The 23,068-nt window shown below is 33.4% G+C and carries 19 protein-coding genes and 2 tRNA genes; 9 read left to right on the forward strand and 12 right to left on the reverse strand.

Annotated features, from left to right (window positions below):
- The first annotated feature begins 56 nt into the window (after window positions 1–56).
- The 5 genes from WD055_00005 (at window position 57) to WD055_00025 (ending at window position 5,339) form a co-directional block, all read left to right on the forward strand.
- On the forward strand, window positions 57–1,217 hold the full coding sequence (locus WD055_00005; protein ID MEX0848596.1) for an FAD-binding protein: 1,161 nt from the start codon (window positions 57–59) through the stop codon (window positions 1,215–1,217).
- Window positions 1,218–1,986: 769 nt separating this feature from the next.
- Window positions 1,987–2,754 (forward strand): transporter substrate-binding domain-containing protein, encoded by a 768-nt coding sequence (locus WD055_00010; protein ID MEX0848597.1) that lies wholly within the window; start codon window positions 1,987–1,989, stop codon window positions 2,752–2,754.
- The gene (locus WD055_00015; protein ID MEX0848598.1) at window positions 2,751–3,398 is read left to right on the forward strand and encodes an amino acid ABC transporter permease; all 648 of its coding nucleotides are present in this window, start codon (window positions 2,751–2,753) and stop codon (window positions 3,396–3,398) included. The genes WD055_00010 and WD055_00015 overlap by 4 nt, the downstream gene beginning before the upstream one ends.
- Window positions 3,391–4,089, forward strand: a complete 699-nt coding sequence (locus WD055_00020) for an ATP-binding cassette domain-containing protein (GenBank protein MEX0848599.1) — start codon at window positions 3,391–3,393, stop codon at window positions 4,087–4,089. Before WD055_00015 ends, WD055_00020 begins: the two co-directional genes overlap by 8 nt.
- A 962-nt stretch (window positions 4,090–5,051) precedes the next feature.
- A complete protein-coding gene (locus WD055_00025; protein MEX0848600.1) occupies window positions 5,052–5,339 on the forward strand; it encodes a hypothetical protein in 288 nt (95 codons plus the stop codon).
- A 107-nt stretch (window positions 5,340–5,446) separates the two neighbouring features.
- On the opposite strand, the gene WD055_00030 is transcribed toward WD055_00025, so the two are convergent.
- The 3 genes from WD055_00030 to acs form a co-directional block, all read right to left on the reverse strand.
- Window positions 5,447–5,875, reverse strand: coding sequence for an arsenate reductase ArsC (locus WD055_00030; protein ID MEX0848601.1), 429 nt, complete (start codon window positions 5,873–5,875; stop codon window positions 5,447–5,449).
- Window positions 5,876–6,067: 192 nt separating this feature from the next.
- Window positions 6,068–6,430 carry a DUF488 family protein gene (locus WD055_00035; protein ID MEX0848602.1) on the reverse strand — a complete coding sequence of 121 codons (363 nt, stop codon included), beginning with the start codon at window positions 6,428–6,430 and terminating at the stop codon, window positions 6,068–6,070.
- 1 nt (window position 6,431) lies between these two features.
- Window positions 6,432–9,083 carry an acetate--CoA ligase gene (gene acs / locus WD055_00040; protein ID MEX0848603.1) on the reverse strand — a complete coding sequence of 884 codons (2,652 nt, stop codon included), beginning with the start codon at window positions 9,081–9,083 and terminating at the stop codon, window positions 6,432–6,434.
- Window positions 9,084–9,440: 357 nt separating this feature from the next.
- Here acs and WD055_00045 point away from each other — a divergent pair, with 357 nt between their 5' ends.
- Complete coding sequence (locus tag WD055_00045) at window positions 9,441–10,289, forward strand: hypothetical protein (GenBank protein ID MEX0848604.1); 849 nt, start codon at window positions 9,441–9,443, stop codon at window positions 10,287–10,289.
- Window positions 10,290–10,458: 169 nt separating this feature from the next.
- On the opposite strand, the gene WD055_00050 is transcribed toward WD055_00045, so the two are convergent.
- Window positions 10,459–11,070 carry a VTT domain-containing protein gene (locus WD055_00050; protein ID MEX0848605.1) on the reverse strand — a complete coding sequence of 204 codons (612 nt, stop codon included), beginning with the start codon at window positions 11,068–11,070 and terminating at the stop codon, window positions 10,459–10,461.
- Window positions 11,071–11,279: 209 nt separating this feature from the next.
- Between WD055_00050 and WD055_00055 the strand changes: the two genes are divergently transcribed.
- Complete coding sequence (locus tag WD055_00055; GenBank protein MEX0848606.1) at window positions 11,280–11,477, forward strand: ChaB family protein; 198 nt, start codon at window positions 11,280–11,282, stop codon at window positions 11,475–11,477.
- A gap of 474 nt (window positions 11,478–11,951) precedes the next feature.
- Here WD055_00055 and WD055_00060 read toward each other — a convergent pair whose 3' ends face one another.
- The 5 genes from WD055_00060 to WD055_00080 form a co-directional block, all read right to left on the reverse strand.
- Window positions 11,952–12,287: a hypothetical protein gene (locus WD055_00060; GenBank protein MEX0848607.1), complete on the reverse strand. Its 336-nt coding sequence runs from the start codon at window positions 12,285–12,287 to the stop codon at window positions 11,952–11,954.
- 152 nt (window positions 12,288–12,439) lie between these two features.
- Window positions 12,440–14,050, reverse strand: coding sequence for a DUF2779 domain-containing protein (locus WD055_00065; GenBank protein ID MEX0848608.1), 1,611 nt, complete (start codon window positions 14,048–14,050; stop codon window positions 12,440–12,442).
- A gap of 96 nt (window positions 14,051–14,146) precedes the next feature.
- Window positions 14,147–18,994 carry an AAA domain-containing protein gene (locus WD055_00070; GenBank protein ID MEX0848609.1) on the reverse strand — a complete coding sequence of 1,616 codons (4,848 nt, stop codon included), beginning with the start codon at window positions 18,992–18,994 and terminating at the stop codon, window positions 14,147–14,149.
- 1,019 nt (window positions 18,995–20,013) lie between these two features.
- Window positions 20,014–20,322, reverse strand: a complete 309-nt coding sequence (locus WD055_00075) for a hypothetical protein (GenBank protein MEX0848610.1) — start codon at window positions 20,320–20,322, stop codon at window positions 20,014–20,016.
- Window positions 20,323–20,336: 14 nt separating this feature from the next.
- Window positions 20,337–20,666, reverse strand: a complete 330-nt coding sequence (locus WD055_00080) for a hypothetical protein (GenBank protein MEX0848611.1) — start codon at window positions 20,664–20,666, stop codon at window positions 20,337–20,339.
- Window positions 20,667–20,886: 220 nt separating this feature from the next.
- On the opposite strand from WD055_00080, the gene WD055_00085 reads away from it, so the two are divergent.
- On the forward strand, window positions 20,887–21,621 hold the full coding sequence (locus tag WD055_00085; GenBank protein ID MEX0848612.1) for an ankyrin repeat domain-containing protein: 735 nt from the start codon (window positions 20,887–20,889) through the stop codon (window positions 21,619–21,621).
- A 242-nt stretch (window positions 21,622–21,863) separates the two neighbouring features.
- Entirely contained in the window at window positions 21,864–22,208 is a 345-nt protein-coding gene (locus WD055_00090; GenBank protein ID MEX0848613.1) for a hypothetical protein, read from the forward strand.
- Window positions 22,209–22,312: 104 nt separating this feature from the next.
- On the opposite strand, the gene WD055_00095 is transcribed toward WD055_00090, so the two are convergent.
- From WD055_00095 to WD055_00105, 3 genes are all read right to left on the reverse strand, one after another.
- Entirely contained in the window at window positions 22,313–22,558 is a 246-nt protein-coding gene (locus WD055_00095) for a GIY-YIG nuclease family protein (protein ID MEX0848614.1), read from the reverse strand.
- 174 nt (window positions 22,559–22,732) lie between these two features.
- Window positions 22,733–22,810: transfer RNA gene (locus WD055_00100), tRNA-Asp, on the reverse strand.
- A 179-nt stretch (window positions 22,811–22,989) separates the two neighbouring features.
- Window positions 22,990–23,065: transfer RNA gene (locus WD055_00105), tRNA-Asn, on the reverse strand.
- Window positions 23,066–23,068 lie beyond the last annotated feature (3 nt).

Raw genomic sequence — 23,068 nt, forward strand, 5'->3', positions numbered from 1 at the left:
TTTTACAGGATACTGGCTTTGATTTAAATTATGCACTTCAATATTGAATGTGCGATTTGAAAAAAATAAATAAAGTTGTTCATTTTGATTCTGATAAAAAAATGATAACGGTGCAAGCCGGCATTACCTGGAAAGAGATACAAGATTATTTAAATCCTTATGACTGTGCAGTGAAAGTTATGCAGTTTGCTAACCTCTTTACGGTAGGCGGTTCCTTGAGTGTTAATTGTAATGGTATTGATCCACATGTTGGCCCATTGATTGAGTCAGTTCGTTCAATTAAAATGTTAAGTTATGATGGTTCAATTATTACTGCAAGCCGAACAGAAAATGCTGAGCTGTTTTATTTGGCAATAGGGGGTTTGGGGCTTTTTGGTGTTATTATTGAAGCAACATTTGATGTTGTTGAAAACAGTATATATAAACGTGAAACAAAACGTATGTGTTTGCATCAGTATGTACAATTTCTAAAAAATATACCGTATGATCCTACTATAGGATTTCACTTTGCCTTTTTAACCTTATCATTATTTTCAAAACAGCTTTTTTCAGATGTTGTGACATTTAATTTTCGCACCTATGATCCATCTAAGTTATTTCAATGGCAACAAAAAAGAGTAAAGAAGTTGTATCAAGAAAAAAGGGTTAAACCACGGAAACTGTCAACTAAAATGTGGTCAAAAAGTAGATTGGTCAAAGCACTTCATTGGGTTCCAGTGGGTATGATGCATGGTAGAATAGTAAGTAGAAATAATATTATGCGTCCACCTGCCAAGCATTTATATGTTGAAACACCGGGACAAACAAATCTGTTACAAGAATATTTTATTCCGATTGATAATTTGATTCCTTTTATTACATCACTTGAGGGAATTACTAAAAAGTTAAATGTGAATCTCATGCATGTTGCTTTACGTTTTATTCCACAAAATAGAGAAAGTTTTCTTTCTTATACAGCAATTGATCGTGTCGGTATTGTACTGTTTTTTAATCAAGAAATGAATGAACAAGGGAACACACAAACGAGGCTGTGGACACAGCATTTGATCGATGCGGCGACTGCATTAAATGGCGTTTATTATTTGCCTATTCAGTTACATGCAGATCAACAGCAAATCAGAACAGCTTATCCATCCATAGATGATTTTTTTGTATTTAAAAAACAATATGATCCAAATGAACTGTTTATGAATCATTTTTATCAGAAGTATGCATAATTCTTTTTTTTAAAATGGAGTAGTTGCAATAATCGTATTTGCAGGAACTGCTTGGATAATTGATGGCGCTATAATGAGCAATGTGCCTAATACATAACGATATAATTGAGTCATTCACATACCTTTTTTTTAAAATATATATTTTAAAAGAAAGGTAGAAAAAGGAATTGAAGGTTATCAAGAATGTAATGTTTGCTTTGGTTATATATTAATTTAAGTATCGATAACAAGCGAGCTCATGGAGCAAAAGATTTTGATTTTCTAATGAAAGTGCTTCTGGGTGCAAAAAGCGACCTCAGATTGCCCATTCAGAAATTGCTTGACCTGTAATATCATATTTTTCACCTTTCTGAGCTCTTTTTCATGTGTGACATTTCTATAGAGTTACAACAAAAATTGCGATTTGTGCTTGACAAGGGGGGTATATTAAGTGCTATTATTAAAGTAAGAATGTTGTTATTGTCTAATTTGGAAGGAGTATCTATGTGCCTGTTATCTACACGTTGTGCACGCTATTATTTTGGCCAACTTAAGCCTAATGCTTTATTTAAAGCGGTTACTCTCGGACATCATCATTCTCATCATATCTCTCATTGATGCTCTTCAGGCATTCAATTTTTCTTAATTTTCCAATTTCATTTTTTTTATAAAAAAGCGCTTATAAGCGCATATATATTATTTATATATTACTAATATTTTATTGCAGCATATTTTTTGCGATGACTAAATATGCTGCAATAAAATATTAGCAGTAATAAGGATTTTTATCATGAATAAAAAGAACATACTTTTAATGAGTATTTTTATTGGATTGTTTACAAGTTTTTATCTCTTTAAAAGTAAATCACAAAACAATCTGATTACCATTGGTACAGCAGCAGCATATGCACCGTTCGTGAGTATCAATGAACAGGGCAAATACGAGGGTTTTGATATTGATGTAGCCGATGCACTTGCGCGGCAGATGGGTAAAAAGTTGGTTGTCCAAGATATGGGTTCAATGACAGCGCTTTTTATGGCATTGGAACAAGGTAAGGTTGATGCTGTCATTTGGGCATTATCCATCACAGAAGAACGTCTTGATAAGGTTGCAATGATCAATTATCAAGGTGAAAAAACCAAGACGTATCCACTCCTTTTTTGGAAAAAAATACCTGAAAATATTAAGAGCATTGAAGATATGCAAGGTATGACTATATGCGTTGAGCCAACTTCAGCGCAAGATACTGTTGCGCAAAAGTATACCGGTATAACGCTAAAACCCACTGAGAACGTGGATGATGCGTTGCTTAATATTCAATTTGGTAAAGTGCAAGCAGCTTTTGTAGAACCTGCTATTGCACAGAAATTCAAGAAAAAATATCCCGAAATTCAGGTTCTTGATGTTGAACTTGCGCCTGAAGATCAAGTGCAAGGAATGGGTATTGCAATAAAAAAAGGCAATACCGAAGTTATTAATCAAATACAACGAGCGGTTGATGAACTGAAGTCTAAAGGGGTTATTTCAACGTATGAAGCAAAATGGGGGATTTCATGAACGGTGTATCATATGTTGCATTATTTATACAGGGCACAGCAGTGACCTTTGCTTCATGGATTGTTGCAGGTTCAATAAGTTTATTGCTTGGTGTGCTTTTCGGGACAGCGGGGTGTAGATATCTTGCATCACGACCGACAATGTTCATGATCAAGATATATACCTTTATTGCAAAAGGTATTCCGGCATATGTTCAAATATTGATTGCATATTTTGTGCTGCCTTCTCTTTTTGGTATTAATATTTCCGGATTTGTTGCCGCAAGTATTGCTTTGGCATTTTGCTCAAGCGGTTATATGACTGAAATTTTTCGATCCGGCATGAATGCAGTTCCTTCAGGTCAATGGGATGCTTGTGCGGTATTGGGTTATCCGTTTGCAGCAACCATGCGCAGGATTATATTGCCGCAAACAATACAAAATGTATTTCCTGCAATAGTTGGTGAATTAGAGCAGTTATTAAAAAGTACATCTTTGCTTGCTGCAATTGGAGTGACTGAATTAACTCGTACCGGCATGAATGTTATTTCTCGGGAACTTAATCCGATACAGATATATGTTACCATTGCGGTTATATATTTATGTTTAACGGCATTTTTGCAACTATTGACGATGTTTTTCTCGGGGAGATTAAAATATGATTAGTATTGATAATCTCACTGTATGTATCAAAGGAAAAAACATACTGCATGCAATTTCATGTCGGTTAATGCCGAATCGTATTGCGGTGTTAATTGGACAAAGTGGTGCGGGTAAAACAACATTGTTAAAAACATTAGCGGGCCTACTTCCTTTTGAGCAAGGGGCCATTTCCATTGATGGTAATGAACTTAAATATGCCACCCCGCAGCAACGAGCGGAATTGATAGGATATGTTTTTCAGGATTTTAATCTGTTTTGCAATCTCACCGTACTTGAAAATTGCATTGATCCGCAATTAGTGCATGGTGCCGATTCCCAACAGGCTCGGCAAAAAGCTTTGCAACAACTGCAAGCATTTGGCATGAATGATTTTATCAATGCATATCCTGCAGAACTTTCCGGAGGACAAAAACAACGTGTTGCTCTTGCGCGGACTTTGTGCTTGAATCCACGGGTGTTGTTGCTTGATGAGCCGACCGCTTCTCTTGATCCGATCAATACAGATTTCTTGATTGTTATGCTGAAAAAATTAGCTCAAAACGGTTTGGTTATTGTGCTTTCAAGTCAAGATATGTCATTTGTGCGTAAAGTATTTGATGATGTATATTATATTGCAGACGGCACTATTGTTGAATCATGTCATGACAATCAAGAGTTCATGTCAGATTCGCTTATAGCATCATTTTTGAAATAATGAAGCAAGCTTTTTCTGTTTCAACCGAACCCTTTTTCACATTAGCATCAGCAAAATCGGGCAAATAACTTTGTATTTATAGGTGTTTTACCCAGAAGAAACAAATCTGCTCTTTTTTTAGTTTTTTTATCAAAAATAGATTATTATTCTTATAAAATTGACTGATTTTATAATTTGAGATAGGGATAGGCTATTCGATTTAATTTTTCAAAATTACCTAAAAAGGAACCCTAATGAATGGCACATCTTTTGCTTTGCTTTGAACATTTCTTTGAAAAAGCAAAGCAAATTTTTCAGTAAGTTCTATTAGACCTTATGCGTAAATAATTTTTAGAAAAGATCAAGATAGCCTTTTCTAAAAAGTGTTCAAATAGCTCTTGTGTCATATATGCGTTTTAATACACTAATGCAACCAATAACTTATGCTCCATCGTTGTTAATTTATTATGACCACGCCCAAAGGACGTGGTTTTTTAATTTGATAATAAAGGGTGGTATCGCCATATGGCTGATGCGAAAAATATAATACTGCCTAAAACCCCCAATCCATTTGCTGTTATTAGAGATTGCTTGAATGCATTTGATGCTTTGTGGAAAGACCTACTGTGGCAAAAAAGGTGAAAGCAATCCCAGATCCCTCTGTTGCAACTCTTTAGAATGTCGTCACCTACCTCTTGCGACGATTCGACTGAAAGCGCAATTATTATCACACACAAATCCCATATTTTGGTTAAAAATCACTATAATGATAGCCGTTTTTCCAGGTTGAAGGGCCATTCTTTGAAAGTTTTTTAAAAAAGATTGCATTCTTATGTCAGCTTTTGTTATCGTGAAATTAGAAAGGTAAAGGAAAGTAGTTTGAAGTAAAACTCAAGCAACTCAAAAAAGCGTGAGCTTTGAGAGTGCACTAACCCTTACCTTTCTTTTTTTACTGCTTTGCAGGCGGTCTCTTGGTGTAGGATATGTCGAATATCTGTACTTTATTGGCACAAGCCAAAGTGTTTCTATCTGAAATTGATGCGAAGAATAGGGGCCATGGTAATCAACAAGGGAATAGCTGGAGCACTACCCTTGGTAAGAAGAGCGTTCATGATATCTATGTGACGCTAAAATTTGATCCAGGATTTTCACAAACCCCTATTTTTGTTACAACTGCATATGGCAAGGGGTGTACTGCAGATGTATGGGTGATGTCTTCATCTAAGGATACTTTTGAACTAAGATTTAACATGCCACTGAAACGCAGTTAGCGCGACACTACGGATCCATTGCTAACATATAAGATCTTCATTAAATTAAAAATAGAACGATAATAATTTTTTATAAAGGAGTTTGATTTACTCTTTTTTAAGGAAATTTATAAATTATTTTGCGATTTTTTTGCAAAATCAAGGGCGAAATTTTTTATCGTATCTCTTGCTGATCTATAGATGCTGAGTTGATCTTTGTGATTTTCTTTTACTCGAGCAGGATCTTCGATGCCAAGATCGATTCTATGTTTTGTCCTGCCAAGAAACAAAGGACATGCACCATATTCAGCCATTTCTTTGCACACTGTAATTGTATAATCAAATTTTTCATTGTTAAATTGTGAAATATGTTTTGGAACAGCATTGCTTATATCAATGCCATCTTCAGCCATTACCTGAACCGCTTTAGGATCAACTTGTAAAGCAGGAACAGATCCCGCAGAATAAATTATATAATGCGGCAATATTTTTTTTAGATAAGCTTCCAACATTTGAGATCGAGCAGCATTTTTATTGCATAATACTAAAATTTTCACTATCTTCCTTCTTAAACTATGTTGTATATCATTGTACTTGAAAATTGTATTGATCCGCAATTATCGCATGATTTTGATTCCCGACAGGCTCAGCAAAAAGCAACACAACTTCGCTTATAGCATCATTTTTGAAATGATGCTATAAGCTTTTTCTGTTTCAACCGGACTCTCTTTACGTTAGCAGTTAAAATTTTATCGAATTACAACTGCTAATGTTGGATCAATTAGCTTAGCTTCTTCTGCTATTAATCTTCTATGGCAATATTCAGGCGTTTCTTCCCAACACAATACAGTAATGGGCGTAAATTTTGCCATATGAACCAACAATTTTAGTTGATCTCGTTGTCCTTTAATTACTTCTTCATTAAAAATCGGGACATATTCTGCCCAATTCTTTACCCCACTCTGATAATCTTTGTGCAGTGAGAGGGGTGGTGCTAAAATCGGCATCCAAATATGCCAATCGGTATTTTGTCCCGGTTTACGCATAATGCATATCCGAATTCCATCATCCGGATGTGCAGGTTCTTGAATCGATTTTGAAAATAGGGTCATATTAGAATCCTTTAAATTCCTCTGGCAAGATAAAATGACATTTAAATTGTTGCAAATTGATCGTTTTTTGATGAAGTATAAAATTAGTATAGATCATGTGCCCTTGCCAACCTAAGTGTTCAAAATATCCTTTAATTGGATAGGGAGCCGTTGTAAATAACATATCAACGCCACCTATTTGTGCAGCAGTTGCTACAGTATTAATTAAAGTTTTTCCTATTCCTGCAAAACGTCCTGCGCTGACATTATAAAAGGCATGCATTCTTTTAATATGCATAAATGGCTTGTCGTCATCGCATTCATTAAATCGCATTATACAGGCACCTATGTATTCATCATTTGCTTTGAGCGCAACGCCATATGTATGTTCTTTTTCTAATACCGATATCAGTCCTTCTTTTGTATTTGCATTACAATATAGATCTTTGATATCTTGTGGAACATCATCAAAAACAGGATGTGTTGAAAAGTTATCTCTTATCAAATGACTTAAACATTGTACGATCTCATGATCTTCGCAACCAAAATGAACTAAAGTATAGTTATAAGCAGGATCATGTTTTTTCTGTTTAATTGGGGCAAGGATATTATCCCATTTTTTGTTAATTCCCTTATTTAAGGTATCCTTAAATTCTTGTTGTTGATATGCATAATCTGTTTTATCTTGCTTATATAAAATCTGATTTAATTGAATTCCTTTGTTTATAATGTCCGGTAAAGATTCTTTGTTAAAAAGTGTCACCATATTCCCAAGGTCTTTTTGTTCAACAGCGTTTTTTAAAATCCTTCGTACTATCTTACCGCTTCTATTTTTGGGCAGTTGTTTGACTATAACAATGTGCCGAGGACGAGCATATGCTCCCATATATTTTGTAACAGTTTGTTTTAATTCTTGTTCAATATCATCTTTGATTTTATATTCGTTCTTTAGGACCACAAACGCAATAATTGCTGATCCTGTAATATCATCATGAACACCGACAACTCCGGCTTCAGCAACCATTTTATTTTCTAAAAGTGCATTTTCAATTTCAGCAGTACCTATGCGATGACCGGAAACTTTAATGACTTCATCGCTTCTTCCGCCTATCCAGATATAACCATCATTATCGATTTGAGCATGATCACCGGCATAATAATATCTATTTTGCCATTTCTCCCAATAAGTTGAAATATATCGTGAAGGATCATTGTAAACACCTCTCATCATTGAAGGGAAAGGTTTTCTAATTGCTAAATAGCCACGTGAAGATTCATTGCCATGCTCATCAAGAATTGCCACATCATACCCGGGTAAAGCTTGAGTAATAGAACCGGGTTTTAATGCTGTTACGCCTGGTAACGGTGAAATAACAAAAGCACCGGTTTCTGTTTGAAACCATGTATCGACAATTGGACATTTTTCATGACCAACATGTTTATAAAACCACTGCCAAGTTTCAGGATTTATTGGTTCACCTATCGAACCTAAAAGACGTAGTGATTTTAAGTTTGCTCCCTCCAAACATTCACTGCCCCATTTCATGAATAAGCGAATTAGAGTTGGTGCTGTATAGAAAATATTAACTTTAAATTCATCTATGATCTCAGAAAAAACATTTTTCTTGGGATAGGCAAATGATCCATCATATAAAACTTGTGTTGCACAATTTGACATTGGCCCGTAAACAACATAACTATGACCTGTAATCCATCCGATATCTGCCGTGCACCAATATACATCATCCGGTTTTGTATCAAATACCCATTGGTACGTCATATGAACTCCAAGCAAGTAGCCGGCTGTCGTGTGGAGAATACCTTTAGGTTTTCCGGTAGTACCGGAAGTATATAAAATAAACAAAGGATCTTCACTATCCATTTTTTCCGGCTCGCAGTAATTCTCTACAGTTTTCATTTTATCTTTGTACCAAAAGTCTCGACCACTTTTCATTTCAACTGTATGATTTTCTAAGTTTTGCAAGACAAGTACTTTTTCAATCGAAGGGCATTTGCTTAAAATTGTATCGACATTTTTTTTGTAAGGAATCAATTTGCCTGCACGCAGAGAGCCATCTACAGTCAGGAGAGCCTTGGCTTGAGCATCTTGTATGCGATCTTCAACAGCACCTACGCCAATTCCACCAAATATAACAGTATGAATAGCTCCAATTCGTGTACATGCGAGCATGGCAGCAATTGATTCGGGCATCAAAGGCATATAGATTGCTACACGGTCACCCTTGGATATTCCCATAGACTTTAGAACATTGGCTAATTTGTTTACCTCTATAAACATATCGGAATAAGTGATAATGCGTTTTTTGCCTTCTTCATTTTTATAATAAAATGCAACCTTATTACCGTTTCCATTTTGAATGTGACGATCTAGGCAATTATATGATACATTTAGTTTGCCGCCGACAAACCATTGCGCATGAGGACTATCCCATTTAAGCGTTGTATGCCATTTTTCAAACCAATCTAAATTTTTTGCATGGGAATTCCAGAATTTGACGTGATCTTCACCTTCTTTATATATATTTTTGTTAGTTATTAAAGCATCCCGAGCGAAGGCTTCATTAAAATATGTGTTTTCTTTTGCGTGAGAAAGCATCGTATTAGCTAAAATAGAGAGTACAACTAACGTAAATGGGTGTATGTTTCGGTTCATGGTATCGCCTTGTCTTATAGAGTATATGAATAAAAAAACTTGCTCTTTTTTGCATACATTGCACAGTCTTCCTTTTGCATATTATAGTATTTTTTTAAAAAAGCCTTTTATAATAGTGTAAATAGATAATGTTTCTTGCTGAAAGTGGCGAATTTCAGTTGCCGCTTCCTTCTTGCGTTGATCTAATTACCTATCAATAAGTATGAGATCTTAGGCCTTTATACTTATTACCTCATAAAATTGCTTGGGTGTCAAAAGCCCTATGCCTTGATGAGGCCGCACTGAGTTGTAGAAATGAGCAGATTTAGTAGATGTAACTTTTGATTTTGTGTTATATTACAAAAAAAGGTATAAATCATGAAAAAAAATATTTTGATTATCAGTCTTTTGTTAGCGAATATTGTGACATTGTTATTGTTATATAATGTTGAACCGAAAGAATCGCTTACTTTACCGGAATTACTTATTCTCATAAAAAAGAAAGCGGGCAAAGAGTTGCAGGATTTTTATCTTGATAAAGATGAGATGTATCAAGATTTTAAAAAAGGCATATTAAATTATTATAAACCTTCGGCAGCAAATTGTGGGGCTACTGTTAGCTTAAATAAGCAAGGTAGATTTGCAGGTACTTCGATGATTGATATGGCATGCTTAATTGCTGATCAACGTAAAATTGCGTGGTCAACACCGAAAGATGTTGCCGGAAGTCTCATTGAACAAATGATTGCATTTGAATATGTATCACAGATAGAGAATATCCAAGAAATAGGTGGTATTTCTTATCGGCCTGAAGGGAAACGAAATGCTTTATTACTTAGTAAAATTGAGAATGCAATGTTCAAGTTAGTAGAAAATATAGGTCCATATACAAAGAATGATTCAAAACAATTTGGGAGTTATCTTATAGGCACGTTGCTTGGTTATGATCCTGCTGATATCGCTTTCTTTTATCAACGACCAGCATTTAGAGATTTTTTAGCTAAAGAAAATCAAAATATAGAAATACCTTTTTCATATGCGGATTTTTCACCGGAACTAAAAAAAAGATTTGATGCATTTATAGAACAAGATTGGCCTGATTCTGAAGCGTATAAAAAATATGTAACTGATATTGCCCAAGCGGACGATTGGCTAAAAGAACAATCAGTATATTCTGAAGAGGAACTTCTTGAGCAGGTTAAAATGCTTGAAAAAGCAAATAATTAATAAGAAGCTCTTAAAGATAGTGCTTTGATATCTTTTTCATACTAGTCTTAATAGGTAGCTGAGTTATCTGTTATGGCGGTATTAAATGATTTTAAAAGTTCTGAAGTAGAAGGAAAGATGGCATATTATTGACAGGTTAATGCCCACTTCCTTTTTATATGGCATTTTATTACTCCTTTATAGAAATATACCGCACAAGAAAAACAACTATCCACACACCTAAAAGCAAAAGTCCAAAAATACTCATATAGATAGTAAAAGTGCGTAATGAAGTAATTGAATGCAAGTAATTACCTGCAGCCGCATATACTACTGCTAGCGGCAATGCTCCAAGGCTATTTGCCAAAATAATTTTATATAAAGCTAATGATGAGATACCAGCAGCAATATGAGGCAAAAAACTTGGTGCAAATGGAATTGCGTGAATCATAATGATATATAAGGCACCATATTTTTGTACTTCAGAATTAAAAAATTTTAGTTTATCTTTATATCTCTTTTGTATCCAATTAGGCATTACATATCGTGCAAATGAACAAAGCAACGTTGAACCAATAATTATTGCTAAAGTTGTATAGATAACACTGTGCCAAACACCAAAGAGATATCCTCCAATAATCGTTGCGCTCACCGGTATGCCAAACACAATAGAAACGGTATATGTCAAAATATAAACAAATGCTGAAACTATCGGATACTGCTGAACTAAGCCAAGTAATTCATCCTTAAAACGCATCAGATCAGTTAGGGTAACTGGATTAATCCAATACAATAGTTGCAAAACTATCAGAATACCTACAAATACAAGAGCGGTGATTGTACGCCAATTTAAATTAATATTACTTCCTCATAATTTTTATCATCATAGGGACTATAAGTCTGGGTTAGCGACATTTTCGCGATCAGTAGTGCACATCCTTGTAATATCGAATGATAAAGATGTAAAATAGCATAAAATTTCTACTCATACAAATAAATAAAGGAGATATAATGCCTTATTCATCAAATGCTGATTTACCTGATTCAGTAAAAAATAACCTTCCTGAGCATGCACAAACTATTTATAGAAAGGCATTTAATAGTGCTGAAAAGCAGTATCCGAGCGAATCGCAAGCACATAAGGTTGCCTGGTCTGCCGTGGAAAATGAATATAAAAAGAATGATGAGGGAAATTGGATAAAAAAATAGCTAAGTTATTCGGGTAAAAAGGACACTGGATGAGCAAATGGCATCCTCAAGATCAGGTCTATTGGTATCTTAAAAGAAATAAAGAGCAGCCGTGCCACCAAAATATGGATGCTGACAAGAGGTAAAAAAGTCGTTCTACTAGGACAACTTTTTTGTGGCACAATTGATAAGTTCAAGAACCGCGAAATTATAATCGATATCAAACTGTTTCAGATAAAACAGGTTTTTAAATCTTTTGCTTTGGAATTGAAGTTTGATTAAAAGGGTCAATCACAATATCTTTTTTGTCAAAAAAACACCGACCTCTATTTTTTAGTTGAGGCCGGTATTTCATATTAAACTACTCTTGTTTTTTTATATATTGCATATCCTAAGAAGCGGTTTGGTTAAAAATATGATAAAGTAAATGTTCCTAAAAATAAGGACATTTATGTATTGACCTGAGTAAACTTAACCAAGAGTAAAAGCAGTGGCTTAAGGTGTTGAAAGTGTAGTACTCGAACCACTAAGTGTCCACTCTTTAAAATCAGTGTTAAACCATTGATGAAAGAAATAAAGTCCTCCGATAAACGACATGAATCGCATACATTTAGCCGTAGAAACTACATGTTGTCTGTCGGGGTTGTCTTTATTCGCTCTAATAATCCATTCCATAGATAAAAATGCTAGAATGTTCGGTACAATAGTGCCAAGCCACTTGGATATTCCAGGGCTGTTTTTAACCGTTTGCATAAAACCAGCTTCAGAAGCATGTGCCACTTGTAAACTACTTATACTTAACAATACTATTAATGCTATTTTTTTAAACATAATGTGTCCTTTGTGTTTGTTTTTATCAAGCTGGTATATTATTGACAGGTTTAAGAATAGAGAAATTACAATAGATATCAAACTATTTCAGATAAAACAGGTATTCAAATCTTTTGGGTTGGAAAAAACATTAAATATTTAAAAAGTAGCGACTAAACCACTTGTTCATTAATAGCAAATTTTGATTGATCGAAATTGCACTGTATATATAAATGCTTCCAAATGGCATACATTGCATAAGTATCTAAGCCGCAATAACGTTTTAAATCTTTAGCAATTTTTTGTTTTTGTTCTTCGGGCAAATTACCATGAATCATTTTATGCCATTGTAATGATGCTGCAGTACCTTCTTGAATGGCAAGATCCTTATAGCTGAGCTCAGGGCAAATAACTGGCAAAACATTTTTTATAGAGGAACTACCCTTGAAATCTGGATGTATGTACGCATCTTTCTTCAATTTGAATATGACCTCTAGATCATACATGCGATTATTTATATTTTCTAAGAATTCTTTATGCTCGGGATGACGTTCTGCTAGCTCAGTATTTCTATCTTTTTCAAAAGACTGATGCCACACAATAATAGATCCATTAGGCCCAATGTGCTGCTTGAGATGTTGAATGATCCCCAAGGAAGGATCTGAATCAGATTCATGCAGATATTCAAAGTGGTCTAACTCCTTATCCGGACTATGTAAAATGTGAATTGAAAATTGAAAAGGCATTTGAATATGTGGATTGAAACCTTTATATATGGGTATTGCTGGTTTATATGTCTCGTAATCAAAAAAATATAATGGAAATTTTAATGAATTCAGTTCATCCTTAATTTTATTAAAATCTATATTTGCTTGACCATTTTTATAGGTCTGTACTTGTTTGTTTTGATTGTCAGATAGTTTCACTGACTCAGGAATATCATCTATTTTAAAACATCCATTATCTACCAGGTATTTTAAGTTTTTTTTACTACTTCCAATATAGTAAATGTCATGAATAGAGTAATCTAGAATGTATGGATTTGAATATTTAAATGTTGGACAATGCGATGACCGTCCTTTATAAATGCATGGACAGCATACTTGATCTTCACTACTATTTATTAAATCTTGTTTAGCACTTTGCATTCTTTGTTCAGTCTTTGATTTGTTACCTCTCACTTCATTAGTTATGTCTTTAAAAAAAATGAGTTTATCAATATCAATTTGATCGCCCAAAATATAATCTTTATTTAAGCACGCTAAAAATATCTCATCTGGTTCAATACCATTTTCTTGTAAAATAATTGCCTGGAAAGAAACATCTTCGATAATCTGAGTAATTTTTGGAGCCTTTTTTTTATTGCTCTTACATTTATCGCAGGCCTTACTGTCTTCACATTCATGTTCTGGGTATAAGCCAATACTTTTGACTTCATACAAGCTTCTTTTATTTGTTTCGGCATCATATACAAGAATATCATTACGCGCTAGAAAAACATCATGTATAAATGTTGCTTGAAATAGAACGGGAGCTTTTTTAAGAACCAGCTCTTGGGTTAACTGAGCAGCAGAAGCATTATTAGTGCCATGCTCAATTTTTATTCCTCCAGGAAATAATTTTTGTACATGTTCTTCTACAAAATAACCTTCTTTTACTAAATGCTTTGCATATTCAGATAATTTGAATAATGCCTTCAAATTATTACTATGGGTTTTAAGCCATGCGTTTTTTGGGCAATCTAAATAATCAAGGTAAAGCGACTTATTAATAAACTTGCTCATAAAAAAATCCTAAAAAAAACTATAATATAGAAGTTTCTTACTGGAAAAACTTTTTATTGTGTTATTTTTTACACAATCTATTTTCAATTAGCTACTTTACGAAAGGTTGTCAACCATCTTGACTATGTCATTTATTATTTCTTCTTGATGAGAAATCCAATGCTGTGACCAAATTCTGTATAATGTCCAACCAAGACCTTCTAGAATAGATTGGCGTACTCGGTCATTCATGCGCGCAGAATATGAAGAATGATAGGTCGCTCCATCACATTCAATACCTAAAATATAAGATTGATCATTTTTTGGATTAACTATTGCTAAATCAATTTTAAATCCTGACACACCAATTTGAATATCAACCTTGTATCCACGCCGTTCCAATGCATCTTTCACATCTTGTTCAAAAGGACTATCCGGAAAAACACTTATTTGATTTTGACGCATTTTTGATCCTTCTAAGGTTTTGATATTGGATTCAGCATATTCTAAATAGTTTTGAAGCATTGTTATTCCACGAGAACTCTTATCACTACGGATATCGGTTGCTTTTATTGATGAGACACAAATAATCTTCTCTTTAGCCCTAGTTATTGCAACATTTAAACGACGATAACCATGTTTAGTATTAATAGGTCCGAATCTATTGCGAACTTCGCCTGTTTTTTTATCTTTTCCATATCCAATCGAAAGGATAATGACATCTCGTTCGTCACCCTGTACTGATTCAAGGTTTTTTATAAAAAAAGCTTCTTGAGCATTACCATTTTCATTTAATTTATCCTGTAAATGTGGATTCTCTTTCAATGAATCTAACAATGCATCACGAATTGCGATTTCTTGAGACCTGCTGAATGCAATAACACCTAAAGATTTATGCGGTTCTTGATTTATTTGGTCTAAACATATTTCTACAATGCGATGTGCTTCTATAATGTTTTTTCTGCTACCACTTTTGCCTCCATCAAATAAGCCATCAGAGACATATTCAAATTGGACACCTTTTCGATTATTATTAGGCCCAGGGAAAGTCGTTAACCTATTTTCATATACATGGTAATTAGAAAACGCTATCAGATCTTCATATCGACTTCTATAATGGTATGATAATAAATTGCTTCCACCTGGTAAAATCTCTTTAGTAGCATTTAAAATACTTTCATAACTATCAACCGCATCGTCATTATTATCATCAAGATCATCAGAATTATTAAAAAAAGAAGTAGGTGGTAGTTGATTTTCATCGCCAAAAATGATCACTTGTTTAGCGCGCGAAATAGCTCCTAAACTATGCTCAACGCGTAGTTGCGAAGCTTCATCGATAATCACTACATCAAAATTCAATGATCCATAGGGCACATATGAGCTCAAAGTAAGTGGACTTACCATCCAACAAGGTTTGTGTGCAAGCAACAAGTTGCCAACTTCAGTTACAACTTTACGAAGAGACTTATGGCGAGATTTTAACTGACTTTGGCGAACTAGAAAAGCGCGCTCTGAATGTTGAAATGGTAGTGACTTTAATTTTGATACATGCTTTAATATAATCCGAGAAGCGTTAACTTTAAGTGTTTCTAACTCCAAAGATTTGAATTCAGAAATAATTTTTTGATGATCTTTTAAGTTGAAATTCTGCAATGTTGGTTGGACTTGATAGTATGCCTCCAGCCAAATACCCCATAAGGCTTGGGCAAATAAAGATGGTAACTTTTCAACCCTCTGATTCTTTATAATATTTAAAAGCCATCCTTGCCCCAACTGTTCTAACTTCAAAAGATTACGCCTATAATCTAACCAATTCAATAACCCTGATTGATCATTGATCATGTCTACAATAACTTTTTTTGCATCCAACAAAGAACGATTTTCTATTAAGTCAATGCTTTTATCATTTTCAAATAAATCATTTAATTTACATTTTAATGTTACATATTTTTCAACAAATTTTTCTATACTTGAACTATTACTGAAACTTGCAATATAGTTCAAGCTTTCTTTAACAGTTATGCTTGAATTATCTAGATTTTTTCTACAAATAAAATTTTTAAAATTTTCTACAATATCCAAAAAACTTTTAAACAAATCATAATGTTCAAAAACACATTCTAAAGTATTTGCAGAATCCAATATAGATTCCAGTTCAAACTTTTCAGTAATTATCAATTTTTCATGCAAATTGTACAACTCTCTTCTATTCTCTTTAAGTTCTGCAATAGAAAAATCTTTTCTATGCACTTTAAGCATAGATGAAACATAATCAGCTAACTTCTTGTTATGTTCAATACTATCGCTGAAAAGAGAAAGCTGATGTATTAAATCACGAAGAGACATTTTTCCAAAATCATACGGTCCAAAAATATTCCAAGACTCATCCAATACCATAAAAATCTTCTTAACCGTACTATATATCTCTCTTATCTCATCTTTAAAATCTAAAACACTCAATTGTATAACATAGGAAGGAAAACGATTTAAATTTGAAACTTTAAATGTCATAAGTCCATTTTCAACAATACGCAATAAAAGAGAAACTTGATTGATCTCTATCCATTTTTTTTCATGCATATGAAATAAATTAAAAGATCTCAACAAGGCATCTAATCTTTTTTTCAAAACAAAATAATCTTTGATAGCTTGTGCTATCTCTTCAAATTCAATATGTTTTTTGGGTACTGCTCCATTACACCAACTTGATAATATTCTGCAATCATTGCGATAACTAAAGTGAAAGTATCGTAAAAAATTTTTATAGGCGCCAGTAAATCGTTTTCCTATGGGCATTGATATATGTGATTGCACTCCTTCGATTATTATTCCCCATCGATCAATAGTGTGCTTAGCATTTAGATACTGAAGATACATATTATTCAAAACACGTAGCTTCTCTAACATACTTTCTAAAGCTTCTTTTGTTGACCAGTCTTTTACATTATTAATGGGAAAATCTATACATAATATGTCTTTATAAAGAAAAAGCTCATCAATCAAAATATCATCTATCGGAATAGTATTTATTCTCAACCTAATTTTTTCAATACAATTACTGATAAGATTCATATCTTTGATTGCTACATGTAATGAAGAGATCGAAATTTCTTCATTAATTTTATCATCTGGCATCTCTTCCAATATAGGATTCCAGCGATATGGAATATTAAATTTTTGTAATAGATCTTTTTCTTCAAATAAATACTGCTCTATAAAATACAATGCTTCTGAAATTTCATGCTTCACATGAGAAAGATCTGCATTTCCTATACACAATCCTAATGCCTCTTTTATTGTGCTCATAGAGTTAGACAAATCTATAAATATTCTCGCATCTTGTATTGAATCTAATTTGATCTTACCAGTATCTTCAGTATTTAATGAAATTAATAAATGTTGTATCTCCTTTAAAACATCCAGAACTCTATTGATAAAATCAGGAGAAGCATGCAAGCGAAGGACATTTTCCCAAAGGCCCATTTCACCATCTATCTTTAGATTATGAACCTTCATGATATTTTCTAATTTACTCAAAATATCTTGATACTGATCAAAATCAATCTTTAGGGGATCTTCTCCCTTCCAATAAATCTTTCGAACGCCTTGAGTTATAGTAGCATGTTTAGCCCATTCTCCGTGAACCCAGTGCACAGATTTATTTAAAGGTTTGACGCATTCTCCTAAAATTGCTGCATAATCTCGTAAATCTTCAATTTTTTTTTCTCTCTTTTTTATAGATGAGTCTAAGCTGCCTCTTTTTTCATACAACTCAGTTTCTTGCTGCATGTGCTCTAAATCTTTTATTACGTCCTTGGCAAACGTTCTTTTATCAATTTTATTTTGAAATAAAGGAAGACATAGTTTTTCTAACCCAACGCTTTTGAGCCGATTTAAAACAACTTCAAGAGCAACCTGCTTCTCACAAACCATCAATACCGTTTTACCACGGGCCAATAGATTAGCAATCATATTCACAATAGTCTGGCTTTTACCTGTTCCAGGAGGCCCTTGTACATTTAAATGATTTCCCTTGAGAGCATTATGTAAGACTTGCAACTGACTCACATCTGCATCCAATACATTATAATCATCATCTACCGTTAATAATGCATCAGGGTTATCAACTCTTTGAATTAATTCACTCTGTTGTATTGGCTCATGATTACATAATGCATTAATAAATTCATGCTGAAGAATCATGTCTTTATTATCATGCAAATCAGCATAAATTTGCTCTCCAAAAAAAGAATATTGCGCAATTTGGATCTCATCGTTAATTTCATGTTCTAAATTAAGCTCAGAAAATATTGCCTTTATCTGCAAACGTAAATCTTGATAAGCTTCAAACCAATTAGTATCGTTGTCACCTGATAATTCTAACTGTCGAGCTCTATATTGTTTTTCAAGTAATAAACCTAAAACTTTATTGTGAATAATTTCTTCAGTTTCTAAACAAGATGAAATAACGGTTTTTTTAGGTTTTTTATTTTCTTCGATACGGATTGGAATCAATAATAATGGAGCATTAAAATCATAGTCTTTAACTACATTGCTAGATTTTGCAGCGCCTACCATAGGCTCTTTCCATTTGACCTTACCAATAGTAAGAAATAATGTATGCAGACCATATTCTTCAAACTTTCTTTTAGCATCCAGACGAAAGGAGTTAAGCAAAGTTATAAGTTTTTCACCAAAAATATTTACTGAGGGAATATCAAAAGATTCTAAATCGTCTTTGCCTTTCCCAGAATTGATTAATTGTTCATGTTGCAATATCTGGCCATGGCAAAATTCAATACTCAAATCGTCCAAAGAATTATATTTATCAAAAAACTCCTGTACGCTCACATTAAAAATGATTGATTTGCTATTTTTAGGATTTTTCAATAAACGATTGCGTCGGGTTAAATCAATAATCCTATTTTCATATTCAAGAAAAGTTTTTAAATTGTTTTGCATACAAACCTTTAACGTTTCAAAATGGAATTTTCACAAAAAGGAAATTTGAGCCCATAGGCTCCAAAGTCTTTGGCAAATTACGTGCCAAAAAATCTACAAGATCCAATAAAACAGTTGACGCACCAAAAAAAATGAAAAACCGCATTTTATTTATCTGTGTAGAAGCCTTACCTAAAATCTTGTTATATATAGAATCTTATTACATATATCGTATTATGTAAAATGGTTGTCCATCAGAATATATTAATTAGTTCCATTTTTGGATAAACTGCAGATCTATTCCTTCAAGCGTGGATTAATCAAGAAAAAAAGGAGTGATCTCTTTGTCAAGACTAAAAATTATCAGAATAATTGTATGTTTTTAGAGTCACTTAAAAAGGATGGTTGTGTCAGTCATTCGATGCTTATAAGTATATACCTAAAATAATACTTTTTGGCGGGCTTTGAGAAATTATTGGCGGCATATAATTGACTTATTCCTTAACGGAAGCATTGAATTTGGTTTCAATCTAAACCAAATTCAAGTAGCATGTTCTGAACTGCAGGTTTCAGAACATGTTCGCGTATTGATTTAAAAATTAAGTTATAAACATATTCTGAAGGCGTTATGTTTAATTCATATTCTTTGTTTCATGAACGCAAAATAATATGTTGGTAAAAAAGTAAGTATTGGTAAGATTATTGCTCCAAAATAGCACACAAAAAAGTCTCTTGGGCTTAGGTATCCAGGTTCTGTTAAAAATTTAATAAAAAATATTATGAAATAGGGTATTCCATAAACAATTAAAGAGCTTAACTAACTATCTAATTTCAACTATCTGTTTATCTTCCGAGCTATAACAAACTCTTTTATTGGGTCATCGACATCTTTACCGACAGCCACTCCTATTTTATGAAAGTAAGCAAAAATATACATGATAGCAAAAAAAAGACGTCAGTATTATCCTTCGAATATTAAGACGTCTAATGGGCTTATTCATTTTCAAAACTAAATATCATATATTATGCTTAATTTATCATTATCTAAATAACGGATTATGCTTAGCTGCATCCTGCAAAAATCTTTGTGATTCTCGAGTATTGAGATTAATTAAATATTGTTTTACACACATGATCAACTCACGCTCTTCTTCTAGAGTAAGAGGGCGACCTTGTGTTTGAATGACATATAACATTCTGTTTTGTATTTCATTAGCTAGCCTATTATATTCTTTTTGATTAATGCCTTTCATCGGTATACTATAATAAACCCCTTTTGTATGATCATACATTAGATCAGCACGTACTATAGTCATCATAATACACGTTGCCAATAATATTTTTTTCATATATGTTTCCTATACTAAATATTGAAGTTAATTTGTTTTAAATCTGCCAACAAGCGCGCGGATGTCGGGGTTGCCACTTGTTGTAAATATTCAGTTGTTTTCCATTGTGCTCCATTTAATCCATATGAGCTTCTGCCACCCCCAGCAAACTGTGTCATGTAAGCGTAATGTTGCTTAATAATATTTTTGCAGATCCAAACCATTTGATGGTATTCACCTTGGTTTATGCCTGGGGCATTTGGAACTGTATAATATCTGAATGTATTGGGATTTTGTTTTAGTTCAGCATTCAGATTCAGTAGAATGAAGCAACTTGCTAAAATTGATAACCTTACATTATTCATAAATAATCCTTTGGAATAAACCTTTAATATCATGTATTATAAGTTACCATAAGGATACAATATGTCAAAAGGTAGGTAATGAACAAATGATAGATACCCTTTGACAAGCAGTATCTATCGCTCTAAGCTTATTATTATGTAATAAATGGTGACATGGTCAATATGTGGTGTTTAACTTAATATTAGATAAAAATAAAATTAGTTTATTTGGAGATTAAATATGAATATATTTGTTGTGCTATTAATAATTAGTTGTTTTAGTATTAGTGAAGCTAATGATTTTAATAAAGAAAAACAATTTACAGCTAATCCCAACCAGAATCCTCAAGTTATACTGCTCAAAGGAATAATGAATGATTCTATTGTTGAAATTAATAAAGCTATTTCTGCAGGAGTAGATATTGATAAAGAGATTACTGGCAAAAAACCAATTGTAATTGCTGTAGAAAACAAAAAAATAAATGCTTGTAAAATACTCTTAGAGGCTGGGGTTAACACCCATATATATGTAAGTGGTTCCGATATTGGACAAAAAATACCATTAATAACATGTGTTTTGCATAAATCATTAATAGAAATTTCTCTTTTATTTGTTAAGCATGATGACGTCCTATTAGAAAATGCTCTGACAGGATTTGAAGCCGTTCACGTATTACATGTTATTGCATCGCGCCCTGAGTTTATAAAATTGTTTTTACAAAAAAAAGCACTCGACCCTAATGTGATTGTTGCACATGCAAAAAACTGGACATATACTACGTTTACCCCTTTACGAGTTGCTATAGGAGCCTCAGTCAGAGATATAGAATGTATAAAATTACTTGTAGGTGCTGGAGCAAATATTAATCAAAGCTTTTATGATAATAAAGAGAAAATAACTCCTTTACAATGGGCCATTCAATCGAATAATCCACAAGCTGTGGCTTACCTAATTGAACAAGGAGCAATACTTTAGTAGTTACTCTTTTTTGAATAATTGAAAATGCACGCTTTTTAATGTTTCAAAGCATGATGTTTAGCTCGATACAAATGACAAGAAATGACTCTTTAAAATTTAAGATTGTAGTAGATAGGTTTTGGAGAGCAAAATCGGAAGAATTAGCAAAAAAGTACCTATGCGCTCTTTTGCAAGCAATATTTATCACCCTAAAATAATTGTTATGTATTTTAAGAAAAGTTATTAAATGGAGTTCTTTTATGAAAGTTACAAAACAAGTACTATTAATGGTATCAGCAACTATCTTAGTTAGCTTACTCTCAGGGTGTTGTCGTTTTGTTCTTTATCGTAGTGAATTAAATGGATTACGCATTGGTATGTCAAGACAAGAAGTCTTGACACAACTGGGAAAATGTAATTCCAAAAGTGCAAAAGCTATGCCAAATGGTGAAATCTGTGAAGCCTGGGTTTATTATGTGAGTGATTATATCAGATTTGGCGGATCATATTATCTATATTTCATTGGAGAGCAACTAGTTCAATTTGGGGAATCTTTCGATTGGCCTCAACCAGCAGATCAAATTCATGAGGTTCGAGTTCGTTAGTTTTATTCATTTGATTGGGCATGAAGACATGATGCAAAAAATGTGGGAAAAAAACTTTAGGTTGTCAACTAAGGCATGACATATGAGACAGATTGAAGAATAAATCACCAAAAACGTTTTTTAGCAAAAGCACGACCAGATTGAGATTTAAGATAATGCTCAAACTCTTTTGCACAATCCATACTTTTAAACGCCATACAAACAATCAACTCCCACGGTCGATCTTTTTTTGTATACACTGAACCTTCAGCATTGTGTGTAGATAATCGCTTTTTGATGTTAGTCGTATAGCCAACATATACTGTTTGAGGATATTTTATCGATCGAATTTGATATACATAAAAATACATAAAAGTTTGCTCAAAAAAGTGGGGCGAAAAGATTTTATAATCTTGTCCGTCTACGTTCCTCAATAAACTCGGAACTTCTTCGGGACAGTCTTCGCAGAAAACTTTAAGGGTTAATGTTTCTTCTGAAGGTGATGGCGAAAGCCAGACGAAGCCCTGCTTAGCAGGTGCGAAGACTGGCGGGGCTGACGAGACTCGAACTCGCGACCTTTCGCGTGACAGGCGAACGCTCTAACCAAACTGAGCTACAGCCCCATAAGAATGGGAATTTTTAGATGTTTTTAGTGTATCATCAAAACACATTATTGCCAATCCTTATTATCAATCCTTCGATACAATTTTTTACAAAAATAACTCAGGATGAATTCAATATGATTTTCATATTGATTGGCGTAGCCAGAAGAAGTTAGAAATTTTTATTTCGTAACGTAAACTGGCTCCTCGGGCAGGACTCGAACCTGCGACCTAACGATTAACAGTCGTGTGCTCTACCAACTGAGCTACCGAGGAATA

Source organism: Candidatus Dependentiae bacterium, from assembly GCA_040878395.1.
Lineage (GTDB): Bacteria > Babelota > Babeliae > Babelales > Vermiphilaceae > JAKBEL01.